Raw genomic sequence first — 22,367 nt, forward strand, 5'->3', positions numbered from 1 at the left:
GGGCCGCGGGCCGGAAGCGTGGGTGGCATGACCGAGACATCCGCCGCCGCCCTCACCGCGAGCGCGCCCGCGCCCGTGCCACCGCCACCGCCCGGCCGTGGCGTACGCGCGCTGCCCGCCGTCGCCGTCGCCTCGTGCCTCCCGTACATCGCGCTCAAACTCGTGTGGATCGCCGGGGGCCGGACCTGCATCCCCGACGGCAGCACGCTGCTGGAGAACCGGGCCATGATGGCGGTCGCCAACGGGGTGTCCGTCGTCCTCGACGCGACCGTGGTGGTCCTCGCGCTGCTGCTGACGCAGCCGTGGGGGCGGCGGGTCCCCGCCTGGCTGCTCGCCCTGCCGATGTGGGTCGGCACGGGGCTGCTCGCGCCGATCATGACCGGCTACCCGCTCCAGCTGGCCGCCTCCGTGGTCGACGGCACCCGCCCGGCGCCTTCGGACTCGGAGCCGTTCCTCGACGCGTGGGTCTTCGGCGTCGTCTACTCCGGCTTCATCCTCCAGGGACTCACCCTGGGCGCGCTCTTCGTGCGGTACGCGCGGCGCCGCTGGGGCCACCTCTGGCGGGGCGCTCTCTCGGACGTCACGACGACGACAGCCGTACGCGCGACGGCGGCGGCCGGTTCGCTGTCGGCGCTGCTGCCCGCCGGCGCGCATCTGCTGTGGGCGGCGGGGGTGACGACCGGGCTGAGCGCCGACCGGATCGACGGCAGGTCGGCCGACTTCTACCTGGTGGAGGGTGTCAACGGCCTGTTCGCGGTGAGCGCGGTGGTGGGCACCGTGCTGCTCGCCTTCCGCTTCCCCGCGGCCGGCGGGCTCTCTCCGCGCATCCCGCTGGCGGCCGCGTGGGTGGGGTCGGGGACGCTCGGCTGCTGGGGCGGGTTCCTCCTCCTCGTCACGGCGCTGCCAACGGATCCCGGCCGGGGGGCGTCCGGGCCGATGGTGCTGACCTACGCTGTGTCGATGGTCGCCGGGTTCCTGCTGCTCAGCACTGTCGTCTCCGTCCTGCGGCGCCGCGCGGCATGAAGACGCCGGTCCGGCGTCCTGCCGCGGCGCTCCTGCGCCCCCTCGTCGGCCGACGGGCGTGGCCGCGCTGGACGCATCTGGTCCTCGGCGGCGCGCTGTTGATGCCGTACTGGCTGCTCGGCACCGTGATCGTCGGCCCGCTCGTCAGCACCGGGACGGTGTTCTCCAACTCCCTCACGCTCCAGTTCGGCGCGTACGCGGTCGCCCTGCCGATCGCGGCGGCGAGCGCGCTGTTCCCTCTCGTACGGCCGCTGTCGGCGGCGGCGGCGGCGCGAGCGCTGTGCGGGATTCCGGAGGGCTCGCTGGCCGACGGTCCCGCCCGCTCGCGCGCCGCCAGGGTGCGTACGACAGGCTGGTTCACCCTGCATGTCGGGCTCGGCGGGATCATCAGCGGGATGTCGCTGGCGCTGCCGCCGTTCGCGGTGGCACTGATGGCACTGCCGCTGTCGTCGGCGCTGCGGGATTCCCGGCTGGGCATGCCCCGTGTCTTCAGTCACGGCTGGGCCATGGCTCTCGCGCCGCTCGCCGGCATCCTCTCGCTCCTCGCGCTGGCCGCGTGCGCGGCGGCGGCGAGCACGCTGCTGGCCCGCCTCGCGCCCGTGCTGCTCGGGCCCACGCCGTCCGACAGACTGGCCGCCGCCGAACGCCGCGCGGCGGATCTCGCCGAACGCAACAGGCTCGCCCGGGAGTTGCACGACTCGGTCGGCCACACGCTGAGCGCGGTGACCCTCCAGGCGGGCGCGGCGCGCCGGATCCTGGACAGCGACGCGCCGAAGGACAGGGAGTTCGTACGGGAGGCGCTGACCGCGATCGAGGAGACCACCCGGCGCACGGTGGGTGAACTGGACTCCGTGCTGGGCCTGTTGCGCCAGGGCGACGAGCCGGAGGCGGACGGGGGCGCCGCGCCGGGGCCCACACTCGACGCCCTGGAGGGACTGCTGGCCCGCTGCGGTGTGCCTGTCACCCTGACCGTCGCGGGCGACGGCGAGGTGGCGGCGGTGCCAGGCCCGGTGTCGCGCGAGGCGTACCGCATCGTCCAGGAAGGGCTGAGCAACGCCTTACGGCACGGCGGGGCCGCGCCCGTCATGCTCCATGTCGCCCTGGGCACCGAGAAGTTGGAGCTGACGATGGAGAATCCGCTGCCCGGCACGTCGCCCGCGCCGGTCGTACGGCCCGGGGGCGGGCGCGGACTGCGCGGCGTCGCCGAACGGGCCACGCTGCTCGGCGGGCACGCCGAGGCCGGGCGGGACGGCCCGCTGTGGCGGCTGACAGTCGCCCTCCCGCTGCCCACCGACGGCGGCTCCCGGTGGACCACGCCGTGAACGGGATCCGGGTGGTGCTCGCCGACGACGAGCGGATGGTCCGTACGGCGCTGCGCGTCATCCTGGAGGCCGAGCCGGACATGACGGTCGTCGGCGAGGCGTCGACCGGCACGGAGGCGGTCTCGGTGGTGCGCGATGCCCGCCCGGACGTCGTGCTGATGGACGTCCGGATGCCGGAGATCGACGGCATCCGCGCGACCGAGCGGATCCTCTCGGACGCCGGTCCGGGGCCGCGCGTGGTGGTGGTGACGACCTTCGAGAACGACAGTTACGTGTACGACGCGCTGCGCGCCGGCGCCTCCGGGTTCCTGCTGAAGCGGGCGGCGGCCGAAGACCTCGTGCGGGCGGTCCGGGTGGTGGCGCGCAGCGATTCGCTGCTCTTCCCGGCCGCGCTGCGGGGACTGGCCGCGGAGTACGCGCGCCGACAGCCCGCCGCGCCGTGGGCGCGAAGGCTGACGGAGCGCGAGGCGGACGTGCTGCGGCTGATGGTCACGGGTCTGACGAACGCGGAGATCGCCGGGCGGCTCGGCGTCGGTCCGGCGACGGTGAAGTCGCATGTGGCTGCGGTGCTCGCGAAGACCGGGGTGAGGGACCGTACGCAGGCGGTGATCGCGGCGTACGAGTCGGGGTTCATCAGCCCGGGGTGACCCCCGCCCCACCGGCCGGCCCGCCCGGTATGAAGAGTTTCTGAGAAGAGGCTCACGGCGGAACGCGCGGCCCGGTCCCGTTCGTCCTCAGGTGTGGGATGAACAAGACAATCAGGCGCACCGCGGTCGTCTGTCTGCTCATGGTGCTCGCCCTGCTGGTGCGGGCCACCTGGGTGCAGGCGTACCAGGGCAAGGCCCTCGCGGACAACGAACGCAACCGACGCACGCTCATCGACCAGTACGCCCAGCCGCTGGGCGACATCGTCGTGGCCGGCTCCCCCGTCACGGGCTCGGCCAGGACGTCGGGCGGCGACGACCTGAAGTACAAACGCACGTACACGGACGGTGAGCTCTACGCGGCGGTCACCGGCTACAGCTCGCAGGCGTACCGCTCCACGCAGCTCGAAGGCATCTACTCGCACGTCCTGGACGGCACGGACCCCCGGCTGAAGAATCCGCTGGACGCGCTCACCGGCAAGCAGACCGCGCCGGGCAGTGCGCTGACGACGATCGACCCGGCGGTGCAGAAGGCCGGTTTCGAGGCGCTGGGCGACAAGAAGGGCGCGGCCGTCGCGATCGACCCGGCGACGGGGAAGATCCTCGGGATGGTCAGCACCCCGTCGTACGACCCGTCGGCGATCAGTGGCACGAACGACGGCGACGCGTGGAGCCGGCTGAACGCGGACGCGAACAAGCCGATGGTCAACCGGGCGCTGCGGCAGCCGCTGCCGCCGGGGTCGACCTTCAAGCTGGTGGTGGCCGCGGCGGCGCTGGAGGACGGGCTGTACGGGGACGTGGACACCCGGACCGAGAGCCCGGACCCGTTCACGCTGCCCGGCACCAGCACGGTCCTGGAGAACGAGAACAAGTCGGCGCCCTGCGAGGACGCGACGATCCGCACGGCGCTCCAGTACTCGTGCAACAACGTCTTCGCGAAGATGGCCGCCGACCTCGGCGAGGACAAGGTGCGCGCGACGGCGTCCGAGCTGGGCTTCAACGACACCGAGCAGGACGTGCCGGTGCGGGCCGCCGCGAGCGTCTACCCCTCCGGCATGGACGACGCGCAGACGGCGCTGACGGGCATCGGCCAGTTCGAGGTCACCGCCACGCCGCTCCAGTTGGCGATGGTCTCCTCCGCCCTGGCGAACGACGGGGTCCTCGAATCGCCGCACATGGTCTCCAAGGTGGTGGACGCGGGCGGCGACACGCTCACCTCTTACGAGGACGAGCCGTCGCGCCGGATCGTCTCGTCGTCGACGGCCGAGCAGTTGCGCAGCGCGATGGTGACGGTGGTCGACGAGGGCACGGGCACCAACGCCCGTATCGACGGCGTCGAGGTGGGCGGCAAGACGGGCACGGCCCAGCACGGTGTGGACAACAGCCAGACGCCGTACGCCTGGTTCACCTCGTACGCGAAGGACGCGTCGACGGGCAAGGAGGTGGCGGTGGCCGTCCTGGTCGAGGACTCGGGCGCGGCACGCTCGGAGGTCAGCGGCAACGGGCTGGCGGCGCCGATCGCCAAGCGGATGATGGAGGCGGCGCTGCGCTGACCCGGCGGCCCCGCCGGCGGCCCGGCCCCGTGCCAGGATGTGCCGATGGGGACGGGGAAGAAGTGGGCCATGGGCACGGTCCTCAGGGACCGCAACGCCGGGCTGTATCTGTCCGGTGTGGTGGTGTCCGGCTTCGGTACGTCGGCGATGTGGCTGGTCGGCGGGATCTGGGTCAAGTCCCTCACCGGGTCGGACAGTCTGGCGGCCCTGACCGTCTTCGCGATGTGGGCGCCGACGCTGGTGGGGCCCCTGCTGGGCGCGGTCGCCGACCGGTGGCGGCGCAGACCGCTGCTGGTGTTCTGCAATCTCGCGATGGCCGCGCTGCTGCCCCTGCTCCTCGTGGTCGAATCGGCCGGCCGGATCTGGATCCTGTTCGCCGTGCTGCTCGTCTACGGCGTCAGCGGTGTGGTGCAGGACGCCGCCGAGGCCGCCCTGGTCGCGACGGCGATCGACAAGCGGCTGCTCGGTGACTTCAACGGGCTGCGGATGACGGCGAACGAGGGCATGAAGCTCCTCGCGCCGCTCGCGGGCGCCGGGCTGTTCGCGGCGTACGGCGGCGGGACGGTCGCCCTGCTCGACGCCGCGACGTTCGCGCTGTCGGCGGGGCTCTTCGCACTGATGCGGGTCCGGGAGGAGAAGCCGGTGCCGGACCGCTCCGGGAGTTGGCTCTCCCGTACGGCGCAGGGCGCGCGGGTGCTGCGGAACTCACCGGTTCTGCGCCCCCTGGTCCTGGCGGGATCGGTGACGATGCTGCTCGCGGGGCTCAACGGCGCGGCGATCTACGCGGTGGTCGACAAGGGCCTCGGGCACGCGCCTACGTACGTAGGTCTGCTCTACGCGCTCCAGGGCGTCGGCTCGGTCGCCGTGGGGCTGCTGGCGGGTCCGCTGATGCGCAGGATGCCGGAGCGGGCGTTCGCGGCCGGTGGCATCGCGCTCTTCGCGGTCGCGGTGGGGCTGCGGGCGCTGCCGTACGACGCCGTGGTGCTGGCGAGCGCGGTGGCCGTGGGGATCGGCCTGCCGTGCGTGCTGATCGTGGCGCTGACGGCGGTGCAGCGCGAGACTCCGGACGCCGTGCTCGGGCGGACCGCCGCCACCGCCAATACCCTGATCTACGTGCCGAACGCGGTGTCCCTCGCGCTCGGCGCGGGACTGATCGCGTTCGTCGACATCACGGTGCTGCTGCCGGTCACCGGAGTGATCGGGCTGCTGGCGGCGGGCGGCCTCGCCTTCTACGGAGGACTGCCCCGGGGCCGCTCAGCCGAGGCGTGAGAGCGCGGCGGTGACGGCCGCGAGATCGGCGTCCGACGCCAGACCCGCGTGGTACAGCCGCAGTTCGGTCGCGCCGAGCGCACGCGCGTGCGCCGCGTCGTCGACGAGGGTGCCGGGGCTCCCGCCCATGCCCGCGACAACGGTGAAGTTGGCTGCCAGCACGGTGGATTCGCGGCGGTGGGCGGCGAACGGTGGCAGCATCGCCTCCGCCGCGCCGCCGGTGCACGGCAGGACGACGCCGTCGGCGGTGTCCAGGATGTGCGCGGGGTCCACACCGGCGTTGGCCCCGGTGCGGTGGCTGTGGGGGTCGGCGTGGAGCAGCACCTGGAAGCCGGGGCCGCCGTGGGCGCGTACGGCCGCGACGGTGGCCTCCTGGAGCGAACGGGCCGTGCTGACACGCCAGTCGAGGGTGGCGGCGGTGAGCTCCGCGCCGAGGAGCTTCTCGATCCCGGCGAGACCCTGGGGGCCGCCGGGAGCCTGCGCGCCGGCCCAGACGGGCTCCAGGGCGCGCCTGACGGCGGTGTTCAGCTCGTCGGGGTCCAGGCCCAGCGACAGGTGTCCGGCGCGGCAGACGGTGCAGAAGCAGAGCGACATCAGATACTGCGCGGCCTCGCCGAGCGGGACGCCGCCGATCTTGTCGTGGGCGTGCAGATGCGCGAGCCCGTACCAGCCGAGGGATTCCAGTTCGGCGCCCCTCGCACCGGGCCGTACGGCGGCTTCGGCGGCCAGCGAGACGACATACGTACGGACGGCGGGTCGGGCGATGCACGGGGCCCAGGGGTAGCGGTCGCCGTAGACGTTGACGACGGAGGTGTCCGGATTCTCGGCGCCCAGGCGGGAGTTGTGGGCGAGGACGACCCAGGTGTGCACGTCGAGTCCGGCGTCGGCGAGCGCCGCGGCGGCTTCGCCGAAGGCGTCGCCGGGGGCCCAGTCGCCGGCGGCGTACGGGCGCAGTTCGGCGTCCGCCCAGCGGTCCTCGTCGAGAGGGTGGAGCACGGCGGAGTGTTCGGCGGTGACGACCCGGTGCAGGGGGTGGCGCGGGGTCAGGGCGCGCGTGGAGTGGTAGGCGGACGCGAGGGTGACCTGCCGGACGCCCAGGTCCCGCACGCGGGCGGGCGCGTCGGGGTCGCCCACGACGTCCCAGGGGTAGAGGAAGGCGGAGGCCCTCACGCGCCCTCCCCCGGCTCCTCGTCGCGGAGCAGCCCGTAGCCGCGTTCGATGATCTCGGTGAGCTCCTTGATGTGCGCGGGCCGCGGTTCGCTCAGCGGGGTGCGTACCTCGCCCACGTCGTGACCGCGCAGTCTGACGCCCGCCTTGACGAGCGAGACGGCGTATCCGCGTCCTTTGGAGCGCAGTTCGACCAGGGGCCGGTAGAAGCCGTCGATGAGGCTGTTCACGGTTGTGTCGTCGCCGGAGGTGAGGGCGCGGTGGAAGGCGAGGGCTATCTCGGGCGCGAAGGCGAAGGCGGCGGAGGAGTAGAGGGTGATGCCGATGCCGCGGTAGGCGAGTCCGGTGAGTTCGGCGGTGGGCAGGCCGTTGAAGTAGAGGAAGTCGGTGTCGGGCCGGTCGGTGCGTACGGCGCTGAGGATGCGCTGCATCAGGTCGAGGTCGCCATGGCCGTCCTTGAGGCCGATGATGCCGTCGACCTTGGCGAGTTCGACGACGGTCTCGGGGGTGAAGACAGCGTTGTCGCGCTGGTAGACGATGGTCTCCAGGCCGGTGGCCGCGGCCAGCGCCGAGTAGTGGCGCAGCAGGCCCTCCTGGTCGGCCATGACCAGGTAGGGCGGCATCGCGAGCAGTCCGTCGGCGCCCGCGGCCTCGGCGATCTCCGCGTATCTCAGGGCGATTGACGTACCGTAACCGGCGGCCGCCACGACGGGGACCGCCCCCGCTGTCTCCTCCACGGCCACGCGCACGCACTCCCCGAACTCCTCCGGGGTCAGCGCGTGGAACTCGCCCGTGCCGCAGCAGGCGAAAACCGCGGCGCATCCCGCGTCGACACCCCTTCTGATGTGCGCGCGGAAGGCGTTGAGGTCGACGGCGCCGTCCGGACCGTACGCGGTGACGGGGAAGAACAACGGTCCGGCGACTCGGTCGAGGCGGGCGGCGAGCGGGGCTGAGGTCACTGGCGCTCCCTGGGCCGTGCGGCGAGCACTCACGCTCGTGCACAATTCTGATCGGCGTCCATATTTCTGAACAGCGCCACGCTAGGCCAGCCCCGTGGCGCCGGTCAAGACGGAAAACCGCAACCCACGAGCGGATTGACCACCTCCGCGCGACACTTGACCCTGACTCCGGACACTCCTTAGCGTGCCCACATATATGAATCACATCCATACATCTGATCGATTCTGATAGCTCGGGGTCCGCCCCCGTACGTCCGAGGAGATTCACGCCCATGCCCCAACCGCGAACCGTCCTGCTCACCGGCGCAGCGGGCGGCCTCGGCACCCTGATGCGCGGCCTGCTGCCCGCCTACGGGTACGAACTCCGGCTCTTCGACGCCACTCCCATAGAGGGTGAGCCCGACGCGATCACGGCCGACCTCGGCGACAAGCACGCGCTCCGTGAGGCGGTCCGGGGTGTCGACGCGATCATCCATCTCGCAGGCATCTCGCTGGAGGCGTCGTTCGACAAGATCCTGCGGGCCAACATCGAGGGGACGTACAACCTGTACGAGGCGGCGCGTGAGGAGGGCACCGCGCGGGTGGTCTTCGCCTCAAGCAACCACGCCGTCGGGTTCACGCCACGGCCGCAGGGCTCCTACCCGCTCGACTCGGACGCGCTGATCCCGATCGAGACCCCGCGCCGCCCGGACACCTTCTACGGCATCTCCAAGTGCTTCGGCGAGGATCTGGCGCAGTTCTACTGGGACAAGCACGGGCTGGAGACCGTCTCCGTACGGATCGGGTCCTGCTTCATGGAGCCGACCTCTGTACGGATGCTGTCGGTCTGGATGAGCCCCGGCGACGGCGCGCGGCTCTTCCACGCCGCGCTCACCGCCGAGGACGTGCGGCACACCGTCGTCTACGGCTCGTCCGCCAACACCCGCCTGTGGTGGGACCTTTCGACGGCGCGGGCGCTCGGGTACGAGCCCCAGGACGACTCGGAGCAGTACGCGGACAAACTCGTCGACGAACAGGGCGAGCTGGACCCCGGCAATCCCGACCACGCCCATCTGGGCGGCCACTTCTGCACCCACCCGCCCCAGTGGCCCTACTGACCCGTACGGGCGAGGGGCACGAGGGTAAGGGAACGGCAAAGAGGAGTCGTTCGTTACGCCTGGCATGACAGCTATGACCCCCGGCTCGAACATCCCTCTCTCCGCCACCCGCGTGGCGGTGGACGTCGCCGCACCGGTGCGGCTCGACGTTTCGGGCCTGCTGCTCACCGCCGACGGCAAGGTGCGCTCCGACGACGACTTCATCTTCTACAACCAGCCGACGGGCCCGGGTGTGACCTACCGGTCCGGCGGCGGTACGGCCCCGGACGCGATCGTGGTGGACACCGCCAACGTCCCCGCCGGAATCGAGAAGATCGTCGTCACGGCCAGCCCCGACGCGGCGGGACAGAGCTTCCAGGGCATCGAGCCCACAGCGACCATCCGCAACGCCGACGACGGCAGCGCGCTCGCCACCTTCACCCCGCCGAATCTGGGTACGGAGACCGCTCTGGTCGTCGTGGAGGTCTATCTGCGCAACGGCGCCTGGAAGGTCCGCGCGGTCGGCCAGGGGTATGCGAACGGGCTGTCGGGCATCGCCACCGACTTCGGCGTCTCCGTGGAGGAGCCCACGACGCCCGCCGCGGCCACCCCGCAGGCCCCACAGGCACCACAGGCGCCGGTGACCCCCATGGCCCCGGTGCCGCCCGCCGCGCCCGTCCCGCCGCCGGCTCCGACCCCCACGGCGCCCGACCCCCGGATCGCGGCCCCCGTCACTCCCTCGGCGCCCGTCCCGCCGTCCGCTCCCCCGGGCCCCCCGCAGGGCGCCGGGAAGATCAATCTGGACAAGGGCCGCGTCAGCCTCCAGAAGAACCAGACGGTGTCGCTCGTCAAGGGCGGCGCCCCGCTGCTGACCCAGGTCAAGATGGGCCTCGGCTGGGAGCCCGCCTTCCGCGGCAAGGACATCGACCTCGACGCCTCCGTGATCGCCTACGGCCCCAACCGCAACCACCTGGACAGCTGCTACTTCGGCAAGCTGTCCATCCTGGGCGGCTCGGTCAAGCACTCCGGCGACAACCTCACCGGTGAGGGCGCCGGGGACGACGAGACGATCGTGGTCGACCTCGGCCGGCTGCCGGCCGAGGCCACGGGCCTGGTCTTCACGGTCAACTCGTTCACCGGCCAGAAGTTCAACGAGGTCGCGAAGGCCTACTGCCGGCTGCTGGACGCCCGGACCGGCGAGGAGCTCGTCCGCTTCGACCTGACGGGCGCCGAGCCGCAGACCGGCGTGATCATGGCGAAGCTGATCAAGCAGTACTCGGGTGAGTGGGAGATGACCGCCGTCGGCGAGTTCGTGAAGTCCCGTACGGTCCGCGGCATGGTCAAGCCCGCGGCCAAGTCCCTCTGACCATCGCCGGCGACATGCCTCTACGGGCCGCCGCGGTCACGGGGATCGCGGCGGCCCGTAGGCCTGGGTCTTCAGAGCTTGGTCAATTTGGAGAAGGGGCTCAGGATCCGACCCTGGCGGCCCGAGAAGTCGATGAGCACGGCGTTCTCGCCCTCGACTCCGATGACTCTGCCCAACCCGAACTGGTCATGGGAGACACGGTCTCCCACGTCGAAGTGCTCGGGCGGAGGTGAGGCCGGGCCTTGGCGGTTGAAGGGACTGGACGGCAGGTGGCGCCGGGAACCGGCTGACTTTGTCATTAGCTGGAGTATGCGCCCAACGGCACCCGACGCGCCATGCCCGACAACCCACGGGCCGCAGGATCACTCGTTCCCCAGTGACCCCACGGCCCTCCCCGGCCCCCGTTCCGGCGGTCAGGCCGCCCACGGCCAGTCGGCGTCCCGACCCGCCTCCAGCAGCGGAACCATACGGAACGCGGCGTCGGACAGACCGCCGAACGTGTGCCGGTTCCGGCCACCCGACGGACCGTGTCCGGCCCGGTATCCCGCCAGATTCCAGGTGTAGACGGGAACACGCTCCGGGACCTGCTCGGCCGGGTCGCCGTAGTGGCTGTACGCCGCCTGCTCGTCCGTGACGATCAGCACCCGGTCATGGCCCCGGTAGTGCGCCCGGACCGCCCGCGACGTGTCAGTGCCACCCAGATCGCCGAAGCGCGCCAGGACCTTCAGCACCGACTCGCCCTCCCGGTACTTCACCTTGGCGCTCGTCGAACCGAACTCGACCAGATCGGCGTCGGCGGCCCGCATCGCCACCGCCGTACCGAAGATCGCCGCCGCGTCCGCCCGGTTGAGCTCCGAGCGGTCCGACAGCCGCGACCACATCGAACCCGAGCGGTCGACCAGGATCAGCGTCCGCCCCGGCAGCGCGGGCACATTGGCCAGCGAGTGGCCGAGCGCCCGCTCCAGCGGGTAGGACCAGCGCAGCGACGGCGCGTGCTGGTAGGCGGCGAGATAGCGGAACGGGAACTGCCGCGAACGGGCGACCACCGCCGGGTCCGACAGCTCGGCGGCGACCTTCGCCGCGACCTCGTCGCTCACCCCGGCCTCGTCGAAGTTCCGCAGATTACGCAGCAGCGCCATCGGCCCCATGGACGGGATGACGGCCTCCCACGCCGCCGCGTCCATCGGACCCTGGAGCCAGCCCGCCAGCATCTCCCATGTCATGCCCGCCTCCGCCAGCCGCTCGGCGGCGCCAGGAGCCGTGATCACCGCGCGCCTGCCCGCGACGGGCAGCGCCATCAGCTCGCGGTGCGCGATGAGAGTGCGGTTCGACGGGGGCGGAACCGCGGTGTCGGGGTGGCGCCGGCGGTCGAGGGCATAACGGAACAACTCGCCCTGCCATGCCTTCGCCGGGTCGGGCGAGGCGTGCACGAGATTGAGAATGTCCCCGAACCGATAACCCTTGGACGCGGTGTCGTACTTCAACAGCGACTTTCCGCTGTAGAGCCGCTTCACCGCGTCCGCCGTGCCACGCTTGACGGGCTTGGGGATCCGGCGTCCGTAACGGGACGTCCAGTAACCGAGCATTTCGCCGGGCTCGTCGGCGCGCAGCAGTACGGAATCGATGACCTGACGGTTCGAAGGTCCGGTGCTGACGTCAAGGTCGAGACGCGCCTTCACGTATTCGGCGGCGCCGACAATGGCGGCGGTCCGCATGTTGCCGTCACGGCGCAGCCAGCTCAGCAGACCGGCCGTCCACCGCGGGTCGTCGACGGCGAGTTCACCTACGAGGTCGGCGAAGCGGTTGTCCCGGTCGTCCCCGGACTCGTAGAAAGTCCGCTGGGAAACGAAGTTGGCGACGGCCAGCAGGAACAGCTCGGACCTGGCGTCGCGCGAATGTCCGGTGCCGCCCTGGTGGGTGAGGGTATTACCGCCGGTCGAGCGCACGGGCGACCTACCGCGGGGCGCGGAAAGACGGGTGTTGAAGCGCGCCATGGGAATTCCCCCGAATTCGATGAAAAGTCCAGAGATCAAGGCCGGCGGAACCGACAAGGTGCTCTGCCGACTGAGCTACACCGGCTTGTGCGCCGATGGCAGGACTCGAACCTGCGACCGCCCCATTAACAGTGGAAGTAGGTCCCGCCTTCGCACCTGGACAGATATGACTTTAGGAGAGCGGCCGATGACGTGCCACGGGTTTTACCCGTATCGCCACGGACGCCGGAACCTTGGGATGCTCATTACGCGTCGCAGTGATCGGCCGTGTACGCGGCGGAGGGCGGAGGGGGAGCCACGGTGGAGGAACTAGGGGGCTATCGGCTGGTCGCCCTGCTCGGTGAGGGCGGCATGGGCCAGGTCCATCTCGGCAGGGCGGCGTCCGGGCGGCTGGTGGCGGTCAAAACGGTGCACGAGCACCTGGCGGCGGACCCGCTGTTCCGGGAGCGGTTCCGGCGCGAGGCGGCTGCGGCGCGCTCGGTGGCGGGGCCGTTCACGGCCGCCGTGCTCGCCGCCGATCCGGAGGCCGTACGCCCCTGGCTGGCCACCGAGTTCTGCACCGGGCCCACTCTCACCGGCGCCGTCTCGGCCCTCGGCCCGCTCGCTTCCGGCGAACTCGCCGCGCTCGGGGCCGCGCTGGCCGAGGCCATCGCCGCCGTGCACGCCGTGGGACTTATCCACCGTGATCTCAAACCGTCGAACATCGTCGTGACGCGCGACGGCCCGATGGTCATCGACTTCGGGATCGCGCGGACCGCCGCCGACGAGAGCCTGACCGGCAGTGGTGAGGTCGTCGGCTCGCCCGGCTTCATCGCGCCCGAACTGCTCACGGGGACGGGTGAACCCGGCCCGGCCGTCGACGTGTTCGCGCTCGGGGCGCTCCTCGCGTACGCGGCGGCCGGCCGTCCGCCGTTCGGCACCGGCCCGGTGCACCAGGTGCTGTACCGGACGATGCACGGCCCCGCGGATCTCGACGGGGTGGCCGAGGCGGGCGGGGACGGCGCGGCGGGGTGGCGGGAGTTGCTCGGGCGCTGTCTGAGCCAGGAGCCGGGCGACCGGCCCACGGTGGCCGAGGTGTTGAGCGCGTGCGCGGCGTGGGCCGACGGCGATCCGTGGTGGGAGCGGGAGGCGGTGTCCGGTCTGATCCGGCGCCGCGAGGAGGAAGTGGCCGCGCTGGTCGCGAAGGCGCCGGGGGCGGCGGTGGAGGCGGAAGGGGAAGTTGAAGCGGCGGCCGAGACGGGGGACGAACCGCGGGATGAGCCGCGGGACGCTCCCGCGGACGCACCCCCGGCACCGGCCGCGACCGTCCACGGCCCGTCCTCCGGGGCGACGCTCGCGCCGGGCGCGGGCGCCGACACGGTCGTGAGCGGGGGCCGGGGCGCGTCACGAAGGCGGTTTCTGCGCTGGGGCGGAGCGGCCATCGCGGGCGGCGCGGCGATCGGCGCGGTCGCCTGGCTCACCGAACTCACCGGCGGCGACGCAGGGAACGGCGACGGGGCGGAGTCCGGCTCCGGTTCACCCGGTCCCTACACACTCGGCCGCGCCCTGTGGACCCGCGACATCGGCGACGCCACCCCGCTGCGGCACGGCGAAGCCCTCTATCTGGTGTCCGACTCCGCGCTGACCCGCGTCGACGCACGAACCGGAGCCGTCGCCTGGAGCTACCCGGCCGAGGACATCGCCGACGTCGCGCCCGGCGACGAAGTCGTCCACCTGGCGCGCTCCTCGGGCATCGTCATGGCCGAGATCACGGCCCTGAACGCGGCGACCGGCGCCTTGAAGTGGTCCGCCAACCCCATGGTGCGCAACCCTCATCGCCCGCCGAATCCCAGCGGTTCCGCCACGTCCGACCCCGTCGTCTCGGTCGACGGCGAACTCTCCGCGCTCTCGGTCTCCGCGGACATCCTCTGTGTCGTCACCTACAGCCCCTACACGACACTGTGGGAGCAGCGCGCCGCCCAGAAACGCCCCTGGCGCGCCTACGGTTACGACCCCGGCACCGGAGCACCCCTCTGGTTCCACGAGGGCGTGCCGGCGGAGGTGGCGGGGCTCTACGAGAGGGACGGCCGGATCGGTGTGGCCGCCGCGAGCCCTTTCACCGCCGACGAGAAGGAGACGGACGAACCGCTGACGGTGCTGCGCGCCGCCGACGGCACACTCGACCGTGAGATACCGGGCGGCGCGCGCTATCCGGAGTCACACCTCGGCGCCCGCGGCGTCCACTACTACGCGCGGGCCGGGCAGTTGAAGGCCGTCGACCTCGCGACCCGGCGCACGCTGTGGTCCATCGACCAGGCCGAGGAGGACACCGACGCCACCATCACCCCCACGGCCGCCGCCGGGCTCGTGCACATCGCCGATCACCGCACCGTGAAGGCACTCGACGCGGACAGCGGCCGTACGCGCTGGAGTTCGACGGACGTCGGCCGGCCGGAGGACGGTTCGCTGACGGTGGCCGGCGGGCTCGTCTACGGACTGGGGACGGAACCCGGGGGCGACGAGGCGATCGGCGAGGTCCCCGGGTGGGGGGTGCACGCGCGGAACGCGGCGACGGGCGCGCTCGTCTGGGCGGCGGAGACGGGCGAGGTGCGTACGGTGATCGTCCGGCCGGGCGCGGGGAGCGACAAAGGTGCGGTTGAGGGCGGTGCCGGTGCGGAGGCGGGTGCGGATGCCGGGCTCGTACATGTCGTGTCGGCGTCGGGCACCCTGTCCACCTTCGCCGTACCGGAGTTGACATGACCGATCCCCTCCTGCCCGGCGACCCCACCACCCTCGGCTCCGTACGGCTGCTCGGCCGGCTCGGGGCCGGTGGCATGGGCCGGGTCTATCTGGGCCGTACGACCGGTGGCCGGCTGGTCGCGGTGAAGACCGTGCACGCGCACCTCGCGGCCGAACCGCACTTCCGCGAGCGGTTCCGGCGCGAGGCCGCCGCCGCCCGCGCCGTGACGGGAGCGCACACGGCGGCGGTGCTCGACGCCGATCCCACGTACGAAGTGCCGTGGCTGGCCACCGCCTACCTGCCTGGCGTCACGCTGCGGCGGGCGGTGGCCGCCGGCGGGCCGCTGGGCGTGACGGTCGTACGGTCGCTGGGCGCGGCGCTCGCCGAGGCGCTGACGAGCATTCACGGCGCGGGACTCGTGCACCGTGACCTGAAGCCGTCCAACGTCCTGGTCACCGCCGAGGGGCCGCGCGTCATCGACTTCGGGATCGCGCGTGCGCTCGGGGACCACGGGATGACCGAGACCGGGGACATCATCGGGACGCCCGGATTCATCGCGCCCGAGCAGATCACGGGCGACTCCCCGGTGACTGCGTCGGCCGACGTCTTCGCACTGGGCGCGGTCCTCGCCTTCGCTGCCACCGGCCGCAATCCCTTCGGGGACGGAACGGTGGCGATCCTGCTCTACCGGGCCGTGCACGAGGAGCCCGACCTGGACGAGGTGCCCCCGGAGCTGCGGGGGCTGGTCGCCGACTGTCTCAACAAGGGCCCGGCGCACCGGCCTTCGGTCGGCGAGGTGCTGGAGCGGACGGCCGATCCGGAGGCGCCGCTGTGGTGGCGCGAGGAGCCGCTGCGGAGCCTCGTACAGGGTGACGACACGGTCAAGGACGACGAGGCCCCGCCGCGCGAGCGGACGGCGGTGGCTCCCACGAGACAGGTCACGAATCCCCGTCCCCCGGCGCCTCGTCCCGACCGCGAGCGCGCCCCCGGTCCCGAGCTCGCCTTCCAGCGCGCGAAGCGCGCCAGGCGCCACCAACTGGCCCGCCGGGGAGTGCTGGTGGCCGGCGCCACCTCCCTCACCGGACTGCTCGGCGTCTCCGTCGTACGCGGCTGGGGAAACTCCCCCTCCGGCGGCCTCACCACCGGCGACGGCGCCCAGCTCACCCACAAGAAGGGCTCGGCGACGCCGGGCGCGCTCCGCTGGAGTCTCACCGCCGAACAGGACGTCATCGACGCCCTGCTGCTCTCCGGCGGCACCCTGCTGCTGCACGGGCGACTCAGCGGTACCAACGGTTACGTCCGCGCCTGCGCGGCATCGGACGGTGCCGACCGCTGGGAACTGGAAGCCACGGCGAGCGCGCCGAGTGTGTGGGGCGTGGCGGACGGGGTTCTGGTCGCGCCCGACATCGGGCTGCCCGTCGTCGCCGTCGGCTCGGGAAAGAAGCGCGCCGAGGCCGACCCGATTCAGAGGCTGCCACCGGTCTGGGTCACCGTCGCCGACGGTGCGGCGATCTCGTCGTACGAGCACCAGGAGGACGAGAAGGAGCTGATGGCCGTCGATCTGGGCACCGGGGCGAAGCGCTGGGAGCGCGAACTCGGCCGCACGCAGCCACCGGCGGTACTGGGCCGCACCCTGCTGCTGGCCACCATTGTGGGGTGGCGGGTGGACGGTGTCGACGCCGCGTCGGCCCGGACGATCTGGACGTACGAGGGGTTGAAGGCCGACTCCGGCCAGTCCCTCGCCGCCACCGCGCTGCCGGACGCGGGGAACTTCGCCGTACTCACCACGGAGGGCAGGCTGCACATCATCCGCGCCCGTGGCGGAGAGCGCGTCGCCGTCGCCGCACGCACCTACGCCGTGACCCCGGGCGCCACGGCCATCGGTGCGGCGGGCTCCACCGCTCTGCTGGCAACGGCGGGCGAGCTGCACGGCTTCGATCCGGCCGACGGGAAGCCGCGCTGGCCTCGGTCACGCCCTACGCTCGGCATCGAGACGAGCTGGCCACGGCAGACGGGCGGACTGCGCGGTCCGGTCTCGGCGGGCGGTCTGGTGCTGCACTGGTCGAAGGCGGACACTCTGGAGGCCGTCGATCTCAGGTCCGGCGAGCCCCGTTGGACACGACGGCTGACCGGGATCGCGAAAGTACCGCCCGTGGTCGCGGGCAAGACGGTCTACGCGGCGTCGGGCGACACCTGCACCGCGCTGCGCCTCGCCGACGGGGCACCGCTGCGCGCGTGGTCGCTGCCTGACATCATCGATGGGCTCGCGGCCGACGCCTCGGGCTGGTACGGCCGGATCGGCACGTCGGCGGTACGGGCGTACAACGGCGTCGAGGTCTGACGCCGATCGAGCCGTCCCGCGACAAGCCTCCCAAGTCCCCTCTCCGAAGGGCCGCTTCATGAACTTCCCGCAGACCGGCCGCCGGGTCCTGGTCACCGGTGCCTCACGAGGGCTCGGCCGCGCCGTCTCCCGCGCCTTCGCCGCCAACGGAGACCGCGTCGCCGTCCATTACGGCACCCGTGAGGAGGACGCGCGCCACACCCTGGACTCCCTCGACGGCACGGGCCACACGCTGCTGGGCGGGGACCTGTCGGACCCCGCGGGCGCGGCGCGGATCGCCGACGCGGCGCACGAGGCACTGGGCGGCATCGACGTGCTCGTGAACAACGCGGCGGTGAACGAGCGTCATCCGCTCCCCACCACCTCGTACGAGGACTGGGCGGCGAGCTGGCAGCGCCATCTGTCGGTGAACCTGCTCGGTACGGCGCTGCTCAGCCATCGCGCCGCGCGGTCCATGATCGACCGCGGCACGGGCGGCCGGATCGTCAACATCGGTTCACGCGGCGCGTTTCGGGGCGAGCCGGACCATCCCGCGTACGGCGCCACGAAGGCGGCGGTGCACGCGCTGGGCCAGTCACTCGCGGTCTCGCTCGCGCCGTACGGCATCGGCGTCGCCTCCGTCGCACCGGGGTTCTTCGACACCGAACGGGTGGCCGACCGGCTGACGGGGGCGGAGGGCGAGGCGATCCGGGCACAGAGCCCGTTCGGCCGGGTGGCGAGCGCGGACGAGATCGCGGCGGCCGTGCTGTGGCTGGCCTCCCCGGAGGCGGAATGGTCGTCGGGCACCATCCTGGACCTCAACGGCGCGTCGTACCTACGGACTTGAGGGGCCCGGGACCGGACCTGGGCCGTGTCTTCAAGGTCCCGCCTGGCCTGCGGGGTCCGGCACGGCACCTCGCCGCGTTGTCGGAGTCGTGCGAGTACGCCCAGTACGAGCACGATCCTCGCGGCCTTGCGATGCACCACACCAAACGCCGCGGGCCCCGCCTCGCAGGCGAACGGCGCTACTTCAAAGACACGCCCCAGACCCTGCCCGCGAAGTCCCGTCCGGCTCGCGACGCCTGGACGCCGGCTCCCCCGAAGTCCTTCGGGCACGGGCGGTGCCCCCTGCGTTGTCGGAATCGCTCACGTGCGTCCAGTACAAGAGCGATCCTCCGCCCCGCGATGCACCGCACCAACGGGGCATCAGCCGCGGGCGTGAGCCCCCGCTCCGTGGGCGGACGACGGGGCGGACGCGCCCGGCGCGGTCAACTCCCCTTGCGTGAGCGCGCCTTGAACGCCGCCTTGCGGGCGTCCTTCGCCGCCTTGCGGTCCTGGTGCAGCCGGCCCATCGCCTCCAGCACGTCCGCCGTCGCCGGGTGGTCCACCCGCCACGCCGCGTCGAAGAAGCCGCTGTGCTGGCCGACCAGGCCCTCCACCAGTTCCTGGAGCTCCACCGGCTCGTCCTCGGCGTCGAGTTGGGCGGCGATGGTGTCGATGGCCAGCCAGAAGATCATCGACTCGGACGGCGGCGGCACGTCGGCGGCGCCCAGCTCCGCCAGCCAGACGCGGGCCAGCCCGCCCAGCTCCCCGTCGTCCAGGACCTCACGCACCGCGGGCTCCGCCTCGGCGCCGACGAGCGCGAGTGCCTGCTGGCAGTGCAGCCGGCGCAGCGGTGCCTCGGGGTCGGTTCCCTTTGCGGCGCGGAGGAGTTCGCGCGCCGCTTCGGCGGATTCGCGGCGGGCCAGCCACTGCTCGGTCTCGGCGCGGGCGGCAGCTTCCGGGAAGTGCGCGACTCCGTCGAGCAGCGCGTCGGCGCCCTTGTCGGCCAGATCGCCGACGGCGGGCGCGTCCACACCCGCGTCCCGCATCCGGGACCTGATCCCGTGGAGCCCGAGCGGGGTCAGCGTGACCACGCCGTACCGCGACACGTCCTCGTCGTCGCCGTACGGCACCGCGTCGGAGCCGCCTTCGGCGTCCTCGACCATCAGAGCCTCGTCCACGGGCACATACGTGACGAGCCCGATCGGTTCAAGCAGCGCGAACTGGTCGTCCAGCCGCATCATCGCCTCGGACACCTGTTCAAGGACGTCGTCGGTGGGCTCGCCCATGTCGTCGGGCACGATCATCGACGCGGCGAGTACCGGCAGCGGTACGGGGACGGGCTCGGTCCCGCCCTCGCCGACGGTGAGCAGATAGAGATTGCCGAGGACGCCCTCCAGGAACTCGGCCTCCACCTCCGGGTCCCAGTCCAGCGCGTCGAGGTCGATCTCGCCGTCGTCGCCGATGGCACCGGCCAGGTCCTCCAGGACGGGCGCCGTCGCGTCGGCGAAGACGACGTCCAGGGCGTCCAGCCAGAGGGAGAGGATGTCCTGCGGGCCGCCGGACGCGATCAGCTGGAGCGCCGCCCCGGCGCTCACGGTGCCGTCCGCGTCGGAACCCCCGCCCGCCTCCTCGTCCTGGCCTGGGTCCTCCACCTCGACAAGACCGGTGTCGACGGCCACCCGCCACGCCTCGCTCGCGTCGGCCTCCGCCTCCGCCCGTGCCCCCGCCGCCAGCGCCTCGTCGCTCTCGGTCGGTTCGGGGCTCTCGGTCCCGATGAGTCCCAGCGCCTCGGCCGCCGCGGGCAGTTGCTCCTCGACGAGTTCGCCGCCCGCCCCCACGCGCGTCTCCGGCCCGGCCCAGCGGGCGAGGCGGACCGCCCTGGCGAGCAGCGGTACCGCGAGCGCGTCCCGCGCCAGCTCCGCGTCCGAGGGCAGCCGCACCGGCGGCAGGGTGGGGCGGTCTCCGGACATCTGGTGATTCTCCTTGCGCCTTACGGGGTCCAGGGCGCCCAAGCGTAGACGTATTTCACCCCATCCCACCCGGTTCACTTGGCCGACAACGCGCGTACACCCGCGCACCCTTGACAACATATGGGCGCACACAAGAGTGTGACGCGCGTAGAACTTTGTCTCCAACTCCGCCTCCCACACTCCTTACTTCCTCACTTCCGGAGTCCCGCAATGCCTTCATCCGTACCGAGAACCGCCGCCGTCTCGGCCCTCGTCGCCGCCGCCCTGGCCGCCGGTCTGCTCGCCGGATCCTCCTCGGCCTCGGCCGCCGAGATCAGGATCCACGGCATCCAGGGCAGTGGCCGGATATCGCCGCTCGTGGGTACCCCGGTGGCGGACGTACCCGGCATCGTCACCGGCGTACGGGCCTACGGCTCTTCCCGCGGCTTCTGGTTCCAGGACCCGAACCCGGACAAGGACCGCGCGACGAGCGAGGGCATCTTCGTCTTCACCAGCTCGGCCCCGACGGTCGCCGTTGGCGACTCGGTCAAGGTGTCGGGCACGGTCACCGAGTACATCCCCGGCGGCGCCGCCTCCGGGAACCAGTCCCTCACCCAGATCTCGTCGCCGAAGATCACGGTCGTCTCCTCCGGCAACAAGCTGCCCGCGCCGGTCACCATCTCGGCCAAGACCGTCCCGGCCGCCTACACGCCGAAGGGCACCGCCGCGACGGGCGACAGCATCAACGGCCTTCAGCTGAAGCCCCGCAGCTACGCGCTGGACTACTACGAGTCGCTGGAGGGCATGAACGTCCGGGTCGGCACCTCGCGCGTGGTCGGCGCCACCGACCCGTACTCGGAGCTGTGGGTGACGGTCAAACCGAGCGAGAACGAGACCCGCCGGGGCGGCACGCTCTACGGCTCGTACGAGGACCAGAACACCGGCCGCCTCCAGATCCAGCAGCTGGCCCCGGTCGCCGAGCAGCCGTTCCCGAAGGCCGATGTCGGCGACGTGCTGTCGGGCGACACCGAAGGCCCCCTGGACTTCAACCAGTTCGGCGGCTACACGCTGACCGCCCGCACCCTCGGCAAGGTCACAGGCAACGGCGCGAAGCCCGAGACGACGCGCGCGCAGCGCCGCGACGAGCTGGCCGTGGCGACGTACAACGTCGAGAACCTCGACCCGTCCGACCCGCAGGAGAAGTTCGACGCGCTGGCCGCCGCCGTCGTCGGCAACCTCTCGTCGCCTGACATCCTGGCCCTGGAGGAGATCCAGGACGACAACGGCGCCACGGACGACGGCACCGTCTCCGCGGACCGGACGATCGCCAAGTTCACGGCGGCGATCGTGGCCGCCGGCGGTCCCGCGTACGAGGCGCGGACCGTGGACCCCGAGAACAAGACCGACGGCGGCGAGCCCGGCGGCAACATCCGCCAGGTCTTCCTCTTCAACCCCGAGCGGGTCTCCTTCACCGACCGCGCGGGCGGCGACGCCACGACCGCGACCGAGGCCGTACGCACGGGCGGCAAGGCCGCCCTGAGCCTCTCCCCCGGCCGGATCGACCCCACCAACGCCGCCTGGGAGAACAGCCGCAAGCCGCTGGCCGGTGAGTTCACCTTCCGGGGTGAGCCGGTCATCGTGATCGCCAACCACTTCGGCTCCAAGGGCGGCGACGAGAGCCTGGTCTCGCACCACCAGCCGCCGAACCGGATCTCCGAGCCGCAGCGGCACCTCCAGGCCAAGGCCGTCAACGCGTTCGTGAAGGACCTCCAGAAGATCCAGCGTGGTGCGAAGATCCTGGTCGTCGGTGACATCAACGACTTCGAGTTCTCCGCCACGACGAAGGCGCTCACCGCCGACCGCGCGCTGTACCCGGCGGTCAAGTCCCTGCCGGCGCCGGAGCGTTACTCGTACGTCTACCAGGGCAACAGCCAGGTTCTCGACCAGATCCTGACGAGCCCGTCGATCGACGACTTCGACTACGACAGCGTCCACATCAACGCCGAGTTCGCCGACCAGAACAGCGACCACGACCCGCAGGTGCTGCGCTTCCGCCCCTGACGCCCCTGACGCCCCTGCCCCCTCTGACCGGGCACATCGCCCCCTGACCGGCGGGGGGGGGGGGGGGGGCCCCCGCCCCCGCCCCCCCCCCCCCCGACCCCCCGGCCCGGGCGCGGGGCG

16 protein-coding genes and 1 tRNA gene are annotated in these 22,367 nt (G+C 72.2%); 11 read left to right on the forward strand and 6 right to left on the reverse strand.

Going from position 1 to position 22,367, the window contains the following annotated elements; genetic code table 11:
• Window positions 1–27 precede the first annotated feature (27 nt).
• The 5 genes from ACFWV8_RS32890 to ACFWV8_RS32910 all read left to right on the forward strand — a co-directional run bounded on the left by ACFWV8_RS32890 (window position 28) and on the right by ACFWV8_RS32910 (window position 5,811).
• On the forward strand, window positions 28–1,023 hold the full coding sequence (locus tag ACFWV8_RS32890) for a hypothetical protein (RefSeq protein WP_384212730.1): 996 nt from the start codon (window positions 28–30) through the stop codon (window positions 1,021–1,023).
• Window positions 1,020–2,345, forward strand: coding sequence for a sensor histidine kinase (locus tag ACFWV8_RS32895; RefSeq protein ID WP_384212733.1), 1,326 nt, complete (start codon window positions 1,020–1,022; stop codon window positions 2,343–2,345). The genes ACFWV8_RS32890 and ACFWV8_RS32895 overlap by 4 nt, the downstream gene beginning before the upstream one ends.
• 35 nt (window positions 2,346–2,380) lie before the next feature.
• Complete coding sequence (locus tag ACFWV8_RS32900; RefSeq protein WP_384212771.1) at window positions 2,381–2,992, forward strand: response regulator; 612 nt, start codon at window positions 2,381–2,383, stop codon at window positions 2,990–2,992.
• A 98-nt stretch (window positions 2,993–3,090) separates the two neighbouring features.
• Window positions 3,091–4,542: a peptidoglycan D,D-transpeptidase FtsI family protein gene (locus ACFWV8_RS32905; protein ID WP_384212736.1), complete on the forward strand. Its 1,452-nt coding sequence runs from the start codon at window positions 3,091–3,093 to the stop codon at window positions 4,540–4,542.
• Between the two features lie 45 nt (window positions 4,543–4,587).
• The gene (locus tag ACFWV8_RS32910) at window positions 4,588–5,811 is read left to right on the forward strand and encodes an MFS transporter (protein ID WP_384212739.1); all 1,224 of its coding nucleotides are present in this window, start codon (window positions 4,588–4,590) and stop codon (window positions 5,809–5,811) included.
• Here ACFWV8_RS32910 and ACFWV8_RS32915 read toward each other — a convergent pair.
• Complete coding sequence (locus ACFWV8_RS32915) at window positions 5,797–6,981, reverse strand: hypothetical protein (RefSeq protein ID WP_384212741.1); 1,185 nt, start codon at window positions 6,979–6,981, stop codon at window positions 5,797–5,799. The two genes, ACFWV8_RS32910 and ACFWV8_RS32915, sit on opposite strands and share 15 nt — an antisense overlap.
• Window positions 6,978–7,937, reverse strand: coding sequence for a 5-dehydro-4-deoxyglucarate dehydratase (locus ACFWV8_RS32920; protein ID WP_384212744.1), 960 nt, complete (start codon window positions 7,935–7,937; stop codon window positions 6,978–6,980). The genes ACFWV8_RS32915 and ACFWV8_RS32920 overlap by 4 nt, the downstream gene beginning before the upstream one ends.
• A gap of 272 nt (window positions 7,938–8,209) precedes the next feature.
• Here ACFWV8_RS32920 and ACFWV8_RS32925 point away from each other — a divergent pair, with 272 nt between their 5' ends.
• Together ACFWV8_RS32925 and ACFWV8_RS32930 are read left to right on the forward strand one after the other, a co-directional pair.
• Window positions 8,210–9,034: an NAD-dependent epimerase/dehydratase family protein gene (locus ACFWV8_RS32925; RefSeq protein ID WP_384212746.1), complete on the forward strand. Its 825-nt coding sequence runs from the start codon at window positions 8,210–8,212 to the stop codon at window positions 9,032–9,034.
• A 64-nt stretch (window positions 9,035–9,098) separates the two neighbouring features.
• The gene (locus tag ACFWV8_RS32930) at window positions 9,099–10,379 is read left to right on the forward strand and encodes a TerD family protein (RefSeq protein WP_384212749.1); all 1,281 of its coding nucleotides are present in this window, start codon (window positions 9,099–9,101) and stop codon (window positions 10,377–10,379) included.
• Window positions 10,380–10,450: 71 nt separating this feature from the next.
• On the opposite strand, the gene ACFWV8_RS32935 is transcribed toward ACFWV8_RS32930, so the two are convergent.
• From ACFWV8_RS32935 to ACFWV8_RS32945, 3 genes are all read right to left on the reverse strand, one after another.
• Complete coding sequence (locus ACFWV8_RS32935; protein WP_037784015.1) at window positions 10,451–10,678, reverse strand: hypothetical protein; 228 nt, start codon at window positions 10,676–10,678, stop codon at window positions 10,451–10,453.
• Between the two features lie 114 nt (window positions 10,679–10,792).
• Entirely contained in the window at window positions 10,793–12,373 is a 1,581-nt protein-coding gene (locus ACFWV8_RS32940) for a TROVE domain-containing protein (protein WP_384212751.1), read from the reverse strand.
• A gap of 93 nt (window positions 12,374–12,466) precedes the next feature.
• Window positions 12,467–12,536: transfer RNA gene (locus ACFWV8_RS32945), tRNA-Asn, on the reverse strand.
• A gap of 137 nt (window positions 12,537–12,673) precedes the next feature.
• On the opposite strand from ACFWV8_RS32945, the gene ACFWV8_RS32950 reads away from it, so the two are divergent.
• From ACFWV8_RS32950 to ACFWV8_RS32960, 3 genes are read left to right on the forward strand one after another with little or no spacing between them, the layout of a single operon-like run.
• Window positions 12,674–15,112 carry a protein kinase gene (locus ACFWV8_RS32950; protein ID WP_384212754.1) on the forward strand — a complete coding sequence of 813 codons (2,439 nt, stop codon included), beginning with the start codon at window positions 12,674–12,676 and terminating at the stop codon, window positions 15,110–15,112.
• Window positions 15,109–17,433: a protein kinase gene (locus tag ACFWV8_RS32955; protein ID WP_384212758.1), complete on the forward strand. Its 2,325-nt coding sequence runs from the start codon at window positions 15,109–15,111 to the stop codon at window positions 17,431–17,433. Before ACFWV8_RS32950 ends, ACFWV8_RS32955 begins: the two co-directional genes overlap by 4 nt.
• A gap of 58 nt (window positions 17,434–17,491) precedes the next feature.
• Window positions 17,492–18,259, forward strand: coding sequence for an SDR family NAD(P)-dependent oxidoreductase (locus ACFWV8_RS32960; protein WP_384212761.1), 768 nt, complete (start codon window positions 17,492–17,494; stop codon window positions 18,257–18,259).
• A 421-nt stretch (window positions 18,260–18,680) separates the two neighbouring features.
• Here the strand turns inward: ACFWV8_RS32960 and ACFWV8_RS32965 are convergent, their stop codons facing one another.
• The gene (locus ACFWV8_RS32965; protein ID WP_384212765.1) at window positions 18,681–20,207 is read right to left on the reverse strand and encodes a hypothetical protein; all 1,527 of its coding nucleotides are present in this window, start codon (window positions 20,205–20,207) and stop codon (window positions 18,681–18,683) included.
• Window positions 20,208–20,417: 210 nt separating this feature from the next.
• On the opposite strand from ACFWV8_RS32965, the gene ACFWV8_RS32970 reads away from it, so the two are divergent.
• Window positions 20,418–22,247 carry an endonuclease/exonuclease/phosphatase family protein gene (locus tag ACFWV8_RS32970; protein WP_384212768.1) on the forward strand — a complete coding sequence of 610 codons (1,830 nt, stop codon included), beginning with the start codon at window positions 20,418–20,420 and terminating at the stop codon, window positions 22,245–22,247.
• The last annotated feature ends 120 nt before the right edge of the window (window positions 22,248–22,367 follow it).

It is taken from the genome of Streptomyces sp. NPDC058665, assembly GCF_042714995.1.
In the GTDB taxonomy this organism is placed as follows: domain Bacteria; phylum Actinomycetota; class Actinomycetes; order Streptomycetales; family Streptomycetaceae; genus Streptomyces.

Excerpts from the sequence above, each read along its gene's own strand:
- ACFWV8_RS32895 (WP_384212733.1), top strand. The coding sequence starts at position 1,020 with ATGAAGACGCCGGTCCGGCGTCCTGCCGCGGCGCTCCTGCGCCCCCTC.
- ACFWV8_RS32960 (WP_384212761.1), top strand. The coding sequence starts at position 17,492 with ATGAACTTCCCGCAGACCGGCCGCCGGGTCCTGGTCACCGGTGCCTCA.
- ACFWV8_RS32935 (WP_037784015.1), bottom strand. The coding sequence starts at position 10,678 with ATGACAAAGTCAGCCGGTTCCCGGCGCCACCTGCCGTCCAGTCCCTTC.
- ACFWV8_RS32955 (WP_384212758.1), top strand. The coding sequence starts at position 15,109 with ATGACCGATCCCCTCCTGCCCGGCGACCCCACCACCCTCGGCTCCGTA.
- ACFWV8_RS32970 (WP_384212768.1), top strand. The coding sequence starts at position 20,418 with ATGCCTTCATCCGTACCGAGAACCGCCGCCGTCTCGGCCCTCGTCGCC.
- ACFWV8_RS32940 (WP_384212751.1), bottom strand. The coding sequence starts at position 12,373 with ATGGCGCGCTTCAACACCCGTCTTTCCGCGCCCCGCGGTAGGTCGCCC.
- ACFWV8_RS32905 (WP_384212736.1), top strand. The coding sequence starts at position 3,091 with ATGAACAAGACAATCAGGCGCACCGCGGTCGTCTGTCTGCTCATGGTG.
- ACFWV8_RS32910 (WP_384212739.1), top strand. The coding sequence starts at position 4,588 with ATGGGGACGGGGAAGAAGTGGGCCATGGGCACGGTCCTCAGGGACCGC.
- ACFWV8_RS32900 (WP_384212771.1), top strand. The coding sequence starts at position 2,381 with ATGGTCCGTACGGCGCTGCGCGTCATCCTGGAGGCCGAGCCGGACATG.
- ACFWV8_RS32930 (WP_384212749.1), top strand. The coding sequence starts at position 9,099 with ATGACAGCTATGACCCCCGGCTCGAACATCCCTCTCTCCGCCACCCGC.
- ACFWV8_RS32965 (WP_384212765.1), bottom strand. The coding sequence starts at position 20,207 with ATGTCCGGAGACCGCCCCACCCTGCCGCCGGTGCGGCTGCCCTCGGAC.
- ACFWV8_RS32890 (WP_384212730.1), top strand. The coding sequence starts at position 28 with ATGACCGAGACATCCGCCGCCGCCCTCACCGCGAGCGCGCCCGCGCCC.
- ACFWV8_RS32925 (WP_384212746.1), top strand. The coding sequence starts at position 8,210 with ATGCCCCAACCGCGAACCGTCCTGCTCACCGGCGCAGCGGGCGGCCTC.